General features: G+C 39.3%; 10 protein-coding genes. 4 read left to right on the top strand and 6 right to left on the bottom strand.

Going from position 1 to position 8,822, the window contains the following annotated elements:
• From B2R65_RS13865 to B2R65_RS13875, 3 genes are all read right to left on the bottom strand, one after another.
• Positions 1–881: 5-(carboxyamino)imidazole ribonucleotide synthase (locus B2R65_RS13865; RefSeq protein WP_286743557.1), on the bottom strand; the 881-nt coding region annotated here is incomplete at its 3' end.
• 2 nt (positions 882–883) lie between these two features.
• The gene (purE, locus tag B2R65_RS13870; protein ID WP_286743560.1) at positions 884–1,366 is read right to left on the bottom strand and encodes a 5-(carboxyamino)imidazole ribonucleotide mutase; all 483 of its coding nucleotides are present in this window, start codon (positions 1,364–1,366) and stop codon (positions 884–886) included.
• A 150-nt stretch (positions 1,367–1,516) separates the two neighbouring features.
• The gene (locus tag B2R65_RS13875) at positions 1,517–3,106 is read right to left on the bottom strand and encodes an ABC-F family ATPase (protein ID WP_083901794.1); all 1,590 of its coding nucleotides are present in this window, start codon (positions 3,104–3,106) and stop codon (positions 1,517–1,519) included.
• Between the two features lie 636 nt (positions 3,107–3,742).
• Here B2R65_RS13875 and B2R65_RS13880 point away from each other — a divergent pair.
• Complete coding sequence (locus tag B2R65_RS13880) at positions 3,743–4,954, top strand: porin (RefSeq protein ID WP_273609208.1); 1,212 nt, start codon at positions 3,743–3,745, stop codon at positions 4,952–4,954.
• A 203-nt stretch (positions 4,955–5,157) separates the two neighbouring features.
• Entirely contained in the window at positions 5,158–6,294 is a 1,137-nt protein-coding gene (locus B2R65_RS13885) for an MFS transporter (protein ID WP_154944475.1), read from the top strand.
• A gap of 294 nt (positions 6,295–6,588) precedes the next feature.
• On the opposite strand, the gene B2R65_RS13890 is transcribed toward B2R65_RS13885, so the two are convergent.
• Positions 6,589–7,203, bottom strand: coding sequence for a MarC family protein (locus B2R65_RS13890; protein WP_273609209.1), 615 nt, complete (start codon positions 7,201–7,203; stop codon positions 6,589–6,591).
• Positions 7,204–7,375: 172 nt separating this feature from the next.
• Entirely contained in the window at positions 7,376–7,858 is a 483-nt protein-coding gene (locus B2R65_RS13895; protein WP_273609210.1) for a GNAT family N-acetyltransferase, read from the bottom strand.
• 99 nt (positions 7,859–7,957) lie between these two features.
• Between B2R65_RS13895 and B2R65_RS13900 the strand changes: the two genes are divergently transcribed.
• On the top strand, positions 7,958–8,161 hold the full coding sequence (locus B2R65_RS13900) for a hypothetical protein (protein WP_004586614.1): 204 nt from the start codon (positions 7,958–7,960) through the stop codon (positions 8,159–8,161).
• A gap of 63 nt (positions 8,162–8,224) precedes the next feature.
• Here B2R65_RS13900 and B2R65_RS13905 read toward each other — a convergent pair whose 3' ends face one another.
• Positions 8,225–8,419 carry a CPXCG motif-containing cysteine-rich protein gene (locus B2R65_RS13905; protein WP_004586615.1) on the bottom strand — a complete coding sequence of 65 codons (195 nt, stop codon included), beginning with the start codon at positions 8,417–8,419 and terminating at the stop codon, positions 8,225–8,227.
• Between the two features lie 275 nt (positions 8,420–8,694).
• Here B2R65_RS13905 and B2R65_RS19560 point away from each other — a divergent pair.
• Positions 8,695–8,822: peptide-methionine (S)-S-oxide reductase (locus tag B2R65_RS19560; protein WP_414704506.1), on the top strand; the 128-nt coding region annotated here is incomplete at its 3' end.

The raw sequence follows: 8,822 nt of genomic DNA on the forward strand, positions 1-8,822 counted from the left end.
GGTAAACCCGCTACAGCTCGCATGTGGTTTTCGAACTGCGAACAATGGCAGCCTTGCTGTGTCCAGTGCCCTGAGTTATGAACTCGCGGCGCAATTTCATTCACCAGTAAAGTGCCGTTTACATCAAAAAACTCAATGGCAAGTACGCCAACATAATTAAGCTCGTTGGCAATTTTTGTAAATGCACTATGGGCCTGCTGCTCAACCAGCGTGTTATTTTTACCTGCAATCGACAAAGTAAGCACGCCGTTGGTGTGCTCGTTTTCAGTAATTGGGTAAATAGCCACATTACCTTGCTTATCGCGTGCACCAATAATAGAGACTTCACGATCAAACGGGATCATTTTTTCAGCAATAATGCTGTGTGGTGCATCCTGTGTGCCAGAGGCAATAAAATCAGCCATTTCTGACCAAATTTGCTCTATTTGGTCATCTGATTTTAAACGCCACTGCCCTTTACCATCGTACCCTGCTTGGCACGTTTTAATAACCAGCGGTTTGCCTAGGGTTTTAACCGCTAACTCTAAATGCGCTTTTTCTGTGATCAGTTGATACGGCGCACACGCTACGTTTGTTTTATCTAGTAGCGATTTTTCTAATGCGCGGTCGCCACCGGTTTTAATGGCAGCTTTACCTGGGTAAAACTTATTACTGTTGCAGCACAGTGTAAGTACATCATCGGGGATATGCTCAAACTCTGCGGTAATCGCATCAGCGTCACTAATTGCCTGCTCAAGTGTGGTTGTGTAAATTTCACCGGTTAGCGGATGCATAATTTTTTGGCTGCCTACATCGTACGCAACCACATTTAAATTAAGGGGGGCGCCTGCTAGGCTCATCATTCGTGCAAGTTGGCCGGCACCTAAAATTAAAATTTTCATTTTTACTCTGCAGGATTAGGGTTAGCTAAAATAGTCTCGGTTTGCTCTATACGAAATGCTTCAATTTTTGCAAAAATTTCTGGGTTTTGGCACCCTAAAATTTGTGCAGCAAGTAAACCTGCGTTAGCAGCGCCTGGCTCACCAATAGCAAGTGTACCCACGGCTACGCCTTTTGGCATTTGGCAAATAGATAATAATGAATCTACACCGTTTAAGGCTTTAGATTTAACCGGTACACCAAGCACAGGAAGCGATGTAAATGCCGCTGCCATACCTGGTAAATGCGCAGCACCACCGGCGCCAGCAATAATCACTTTTATGCCACGATCTGCGGCTGAATTTGCATAATCTGCAAGAAGTTGAGGAGTGCGGTGCGCAGAGACCACTTTTGTTTCGTACTCAATACCAAATTTTTCGAGCATGAGCGCTGCGTGTTCCATGGTTGGCCAATCTGATTTAGAACCCATAATAATGCCAACAGTCATAAATACTCCTCAGTAATGTATTTTAAAAATAGCGGACTTATGTCCGGTTTTAGGCGGGTATTATACCCAAACCAAGTTTAATTGCGACTCACAAAAACAAAAAAAGCCACGTTTAAACATGGCTTTTAAAGGGTTGCAGTTACAAAGTGCTTATACTTCTTTGCTTGCTAGGTATTCGCTGTAGTTGCCTCTAAAGTCAATCACCTGGCCGTCTTTTATCTCCCAAATGCGGGTAGCAACCGATGATACAAACTGGCGATCGTGCGATACAAACAATAATGTGCCTTCGTACGCTTCTAATGCAAGGTTTAACGCCTCGATAGACTCCATATCCATGTGGTTTGTTGGCTCATCCATTAACAATATATTTGGTTTATGCATCATAATTTTACCAAATAACATACGGCCTTGTTCACCACCTGAAATAACCTTTACAGACTTTTTAATATCGTTTTGCGAAAACAACATGCGTCCTAAAAAGCCACGAACCACTTGCTCGTCGTCGCCTTCTTGTTGCCATTGCTCCATCCACTCAAACAAGTTCATGTCTTTTTCAAACTCGTCAGCATGATCTTGCGCGTAGTAACCAATATTGGCATTTTCAGACCACTTAAACTCGCCCGACTTAGGTGCTAAACGCCCAGCAAGCGTATTAAGTAATGTTGTTTTACCTACACCGTTTTCACCGATAATAGCAATGCGCTCGCCTACTTCTACTAAACCTTCTAAATTTGAAAACAACGTATTGTCTTCAAAACCTTGGCTTAGGTTGGTCATTTCTAATGCATTACGAAATAGCTGCTTTTCTTGCTCAAAGCGAATAAACGGCGATTGGCGAGAAGAGGCTTTTACTTCTTCTAGTTGAATTTTATCAATACGTTTTGCGCGTGACGTTGCTTGTTTAGCCTTTGACGCGTTTGCAGAAAAGCGCGATACAAACTGTTGTAGTTCGGCAATTTGACTTTTCTTTTTCGCGTTTTCACTTAATAGGCGCTCACGTGCTTGTGTTGCTGCAAACATGTACTCATCGTAGTTACCTGGGTAAATACGAAGCTCGCCGTAATCAATATCAGCCATGTGGGTACATACTGAGTTTAAAAAGTGACGGTCATGCGAGATGATGATCATGGTGCAGTCGCGTTGATTAAGCACATCTTCTAACCATTTAATGGTGTAAATGTCCAAGTTATTGGTTGGCTCATCAAGTAGCATAATATCAGGGTCAGAAAACAGCACTTGGGCAAGTAACACACGTAGTTTAAAACCGGGTGCTATTTCAGACATTGGGCCGTAATGCTGCTCTGTTGAAATACCTACCCCTAATAAAAGCTCACCGGCTTTAGACTCAGCTGAATAGCCGTCCATTTCGGCAAACTCAGTTTCTAAATCGGCTACTTTCATGCCGTCTTCTTCACTCATCTCTGGTAATGAGTAAATGCGATCGCGCTCTTGTTTAATATCCCATAATTCTTTATGGCCCATGATCACAGTATCAATTACAGAGTATTCTTCGTAAGCAAACTGGTCTTGGTTTAGTTTAGCCACACGTTCATTTGGATCTGTACTTACGTTACCTGCAGAGGGCTCTAGTTCGCCACTTAGGATTTTCATAAATGTAGATTTACCACAGCCGTTTGCACCAATTAAACCGTAACGGTTTCCTTCGCCAAACTTTGCAGATATGTTTTCAAATAACGGTTTAGCACCAAATTGCATGGTGATGTTAGCTGTACTAATAATAGCGCTACCCTCCAAGGGGACATGATGTATTTAAATTGCGCGCAGTTTAAACTAAATACAGCTTTTTTTCTATGAAAGTTTAAGGTTGAAAGCGTATGAACTATGCCCTATTCCACTCATTAAAGGCGTAAATTAATGCCTAACAAATAGTGCCTAAAAACGTAATTAAGCCAGTGAATGCTTATTCAACTAAAAAAATGCGCTTAGCTAAAAATAATAGCGCGATTTGTGCGCCATATCAGGGTTTAAATTTTAATTAATAAACCCGTTTAACTTAATAAGTCGATTGTTTATCGCAAAGCATTTTAAAAAACAGATAACTGGGTATATATTTATGATATAAAATGCTTTTTAGAGTTTTTGCACTAGCGTTTTATTTTTATCCAACATGAAAAAACTCAATTTAATACCCACTTACTTGCGCTATTTTCAGCACTATTTACGTAGTTTTTAATCAAAAAAAACATATCCCTTAACAGATAAAAAACACCATTAACCTCCAGTGAATATTTATTCATTTTTGGCGCTAATTTCATTGATTATTTTTCACTTTTGAGCCCATTAGGGCTTTGCTAGTCTTCATGCCTTATAAATTTAATGTCACTTTTTAAAGTTAATACACACAAGGCATCACAAATGATTAAAAACTTTGTAACCCTACTATTAGGAACAAGCATAGTAGTTGCGCCAGCTGCTTCAGCAGTAGAGCTCTATAAGGATGAAAAGAACACTATTAAAGTAGGTGGTTACCTTGATGTGCGCGTTATTAATACGCAAAACCAAACCGAAGTGGTAAATGGTACATCGCGTATAAACTTTGGCTTTACTCGCCAACTTAAAAAAGACTGGTCGGCACTAGCGCTAGTTGAATGGGGTGTAAACCCTGTTGGTAGTAGCGATATTATTTACAATAACCGCTTTGAATCTATTCAAGATGAGTTTTTATATAACCGTTTAGGTTATGCTGGCCTTTCGCACGAAAAGTACGGGCAAATTACCATTGGTAAACAATGGGGTGCGTGGTACGACGTAGTTTATGGCACCAATAACAGCTTTGTATGGGATGGTAATGCTGCGGGTGTTTACACATACAATAAAGACGACGGTGCAGTAAATGGTACTGGCCGTGGTGATAAACTAATTCAATACCGTAATAGCTACAACGACTTTAGCTTTGCAGTTCAAGCGCAACTTAAAAACAGCGAATTTTATACCTGTGATGTTGATGACATTTCTGAAGAAGCGTGTGAAGCCCTGTGGAATGATGGCGACAGCGCAGCTCAAGAAGTAGAGTTTAACTACACCTTTGGTGGGTCTGTAACTTATAACGCAACCGACATGCTAACGTTAACAGCAGGCGTAAACCGTGGTGAATTTGATGTAACGTATGGCGATGGCACAACACAAACTGTTGAAGACATAATTTTTGGTGCGGGTGTAATGTGGGGCAGCATTGAAAAACCAGGTTTATACGTTGCCGCTAACATAAATAAAAGCGAAAACCACGATACCGATAATCTAGGGCGCTTAATTAAAGACTCTATTGGTGTAGAAACCTTTATGTCGTACCGTTTTGATAACGATGTGCGCCCTTTTGTGGCTTATAACATTTTAGATGCCGGTGACGATTACGTTATTCAACCTAACTTTAATACCGATCCTAATGATGTATTCAAACGTCAATTTGCTGTGATTGGTGTTCATTACTTAATTGACGAAAACACCATTGCCTACGCTGAAGCCCGTAAAGATTTTAGCGACTTTGAAAGTGATGACAAAGACCAGCAATCACAAATGGAAGCGTCAGAAGACGACGGGATTGCATTTGGTTTTAGATACAAGTTTTAATTTCCCACCATAACAACACACAAAGCCCAGCTATATGCTGGGCTTTTTTATTTTAAACGTTAAATGATGAAAAAATTTAAATGTTTGAATGCGTTAACAATCGCTATTATTTGTTATAACACTTTATAAAAGCTGTGTGCGCTGCGTATTAATAATGCCTGTAAACATGCTTACAAATTCACCCGAAAATTAATGGAGAGAAAATGAGTTCACTCAAAACCGCCGGTAATTTTACTCTACTATGCATTGCCAGCTTAACCATAATGGTTGGCACCCTATTAGCGCCGGGTTTAGTTACCATTGCTGATGGCCTAGGCATACAAAGCAACAGCGTATTATTAATTACTTTACCTTCTTTAGGTGCGGTGGTGTTTGCCCCACTAGCCGGAAGATTAATAGACAAGTACGGCGCATATCCTTTACTTATAATAGGTTTATTTTTATACGGATTAGTGGGTGCATGTGCTTACTTTTTACATGGCCCAACCTTAGTATTTATTAATCGTTTTGCATTAGGTGGTATTACAGCAATAGTGATGGCAAGTTGCACCGTATTAATTTCAACGTGGTACAGCGGCGAAGCCCGACTGAATATGATTGCCAAACAAGGTATGGCGATAGAGCTAGGTGGCGTTATATTTTTATTTTTAGGCGGTGTTTTAGCGTCAATGTATTGGGGATTACCCCTTGCTTTATATTTAATTGCTTGGGTATTTTTAGCTATGTTGCTCATGTTTGTCCCCCGTAAGCAGCAATTGAACGCCCAAAACACAGAGCAAACTCAACAAATAAAAAAGAGCCATTCAAACGCATTAACGCTTAAAGGGGTGTATATAGTATCAACCCTAGCTATGACCATATTTTTTACCTCAACCGTGCTTTTACCTATTACCTTGCACGCACTAAATTTTAACGAGTCTGAAATAGGCCAACTATTGGCTTTTATATCGTTAATTGCGGTATTTACAGCGGGATTTATGCCTAAAGCAACTAAACGCCTTAGTGAGAAAAATGTATTAGCAATCGCATTTTTTGCCTTTGGTTTATCATACCTTTGCTTTATACAATCAAGTACATTGATATTAGTATTAGGCGCGCTATTAATTGGTATTGGCTTTGGTTTTAGCATTCCTCTTTTAAACCACATGACCGTAGAGCTAAGCCCTGAAAATGTTCGCGGACGTAACTTATCGTATTTTACTATGGCGGTGTTCTCCGGTCAGTTTTTTACCTCTTTTATGGAGTACATACCTGGGGGTGAACATAACGTATTTATAATATGCAGTATTTTAAGCGCCGTTGTAGCTATCGCCCTTCTTGTAAAACCTAAAGCGCACTAAGCAGCAATCAATAACCGGTAAAATTATTAAATTAAGTAGCCAATTACCCCCTATTTATTGGCTACTTTTATTCTCCTTACTCTTTAGCTAAGTTAAGCACTTAATAACAATTTAGTATGATGTGTTCTTTTACTATAAAGCCACCAGCAATGGTTGTTGCTTTAGTTAATTGCATTGTAAAGTCAGTTTTTTAGCCTTAGCAAACAAGTATTAATTAAAGCGATTATAAGCAAAAAGGCATGAACTGTATATAAATACAGTGCATGCCTTTTTTATAACAAACCTTAAGGTTGATCAGGGCCCTAGTGTTACCCACTGCTTAACTTCAAGTGCAGTCATTATCAGCTCTACAGAAAAAGCGGCCAGTATCATCCCCATCACACGGGTTAAAATAGACGCCCCGCCAATACCAATTAGCTTTATAATTTTGCTCGACAGCAACAACAAAATTAAGGTTACACCCAACACTGCCAGTGTAATTAACGCTGTGCCTATTTGGGTTGTAATTGGGTGAATGTGATTATCGGTAAGTAATATAACGGCTAAAATAGCCCCTGGTGTGGCAGTAGCAGGTATAGCAAGCGGAAACACCGCGATATCGTGCCCTGGGTCTTGTTTTGCTTTATTTGAATCATTGCCAAATATCATTTGTAAGCCAAACAAAAATAAAATTATCCCGCCCCCTAACTGAAACGATACCAGCCGTATACCCATCGCATTTAAAATAAGCTGCCCTATTAAAATAGAGCCAAGTAATACAGCGCCTGCATATAGCACAGTTTTAAACGCAGTTTTACGACGTTGTTGATCACTTAAATGAGAAGTGAGCGCAGCAAAAAGCGCCATAGTCCCTATTGGGTCAATAGTAGCCCAAATAACGAGGGCATCTTGAGATAGTTTTTCTAGCATATAAAATCCTTGTTAAGCGAACACGTTTTAAAAACTCGGGTAACAAATTCATTTGCTTACGCTTAACTATAAGCCAAATTGGCTATTTTTTATATTGCATTTGTTCCTCTTATGATGAAATTTACTAACGTGTATAATGTAAATGCAGCACTAATACATGACTAATGCAGTACTAAACGTGTTTATACCAAATAGAATGCTCACCCAAGCTAAAGCCTAATTTAACTAATAAGTTATGCGAACGCGCATTATGTGCACTTACCTGCGCCGCTAAGTAATTAAGCGGTATAACCTCTTTAAGCGTTTTAACAAAGCCGGTTATTACCTCAAACATAATGCCCTTATCCCAATACATAGGATCAAGCTCAAACCCAATAAACGCCCTACTTTTACAAGGCGATAAATTATAAAGCCCGCAGGTTCCCATAAGTTTGCCATTTATATTATGTTCAATAGCCACTCTTATCACTTCGCCTTCGTAATAGGCGGTAATATCGTCTTGTATTAATTGCTTAATTTGGCATTTACTTAATGGGGTTTTATAGTCGTTAAATTCGCTCACTTGCGGGTGATTCAAAATAGAAAATAACTGCGGGGCATGCTTATGAGTAATTAAACGCAATGTAACGCGTTCAAGCTGAGTTGTTTTAAACATTTTATACAGGAGTTAAAATAGCGCTTTATGGTTAAGCATTATTAACTTACCATAGCGTATTCACAAGCATTATCTTTATAGCCAATATTGAGAGCAATAATGAGCGACGATTTTAAAGTAATTCAACCTACCACAACCGTATACTGCCCTAAACGTGGTGAGGGCTGGACCCTAACAGGCATTACTAATATAAACGAGTTTACCTCGGTAATGTTTGACGGCACACGTTATACACTCCCCGCACGCGAAATAGTAGAAGAGCTGTTACCAAACCAACTAGCCCGAGAGCAAAATAATAGCTAGCACCCGTGTATAAACGGTAGTGGCTGCCACTGTGCAGCCACCTATATAAAGAGTAACTAATGATTAAAATGTATCGTCTTCACTGTATACATTTACTTTTAACTCGTCTTCATCTTCAAAAACAACAAACGAAATAGGCTTACAACATACTTGGCAGTCTTCTATGTATTGCTCGCCAATATCTGCCGCGTCTAATAATACTTCTATGCTTTCGCCGCAATACGGGCAACTTATCGATTTTTCGGTTAACTGGTTCATTTAACACCTGTTACTTTTATCTCAATACTTTCACTTTATTAAACACACTCTAATAATACAACATTGTGCTACAGAGGTTAGCTAATGTACGTATGGCCGTAATTACAAACCATTACGTATATTACTTTTTCCGCTATTGGCGTTAGCCTACTAAAAACAATGAAATAGGTTTTACAGTTAAAAGGTCTAGCTATTAAGAATATGTATTTAAACTCATACTAGAGGTAGATTATTTTATGAAAAAATCACTTACGCTTGCATTAACATCTGCCGCAATGTTGTTTAGCACCTTTTCACATGCAGCCAAAACCGAAAAAGCAGTTTTAGCCGGTGGATGTTTTTGGTGTATGGAAAGCGACTTTGAAAAGCTCAAAGGCGTAAAAGATGTTATATCGGGTTTTAC

This window comes from Pseudoalteromonas sp. UBA2102 (assembly GCF_002331165.1).
Classification (GTDB): domain Bacteria; phylum Pseudomonadota; class Gammaproteobacteria; order Enterobacterales; family Alteromonadaceae; genus Pseudoalteromonas; species Pseudoalteromonas atlantica.

Coding starts and splice junctions, on each gene's coding strand:
- purE (WP_286743560.1), bottom strand. CDS start 1,366: ATGACTGTTGGCATTATTATGGGTTCTAAATCAGATTGGCCAACCATG.
- B2R65_RS13880 (WP_273609208.1), top strand. CDS start 3,743: ATGATTAAAAACTTTGTAACCCTACTATTAGGAACAAGCATAGTAGTT.
- B2R65_RS13885 (WP_154944475.1), top strand. CDS start 5,158: ATGAGTTCACTCAAAACCGCCGGTAATTTTACTCTACTATGCATTGCC.
- B2R65_RS13890 (WP_273609209.1), bottom strand. CDS start 7,203: ATGCTAGAAAAACTATCTCAAGATGCCCTCGTTATTTGGGCTACTATT.
- B2R65_RS13895 (WP_273609210.1), bottom strand. CDS start 7,858: ATGTTTAAAACAACTCAGCTTGAACGCGTTACATTGCGTTTAATTACT.
- B2R65_RS13900 (WP_004586614.1), top strand. CDS start 7,958: ATGAGCGACGATTTTAAAGTAATTCAACCTACCACAACCGTATACTGC.
- B2R65_RS13905 (WP_004586615.1), bottom strand. CDS start 8,419: ATGAACCAGTTAACCGAAAAATCGATAAGTTGCCCGTATTGCGGCGAA.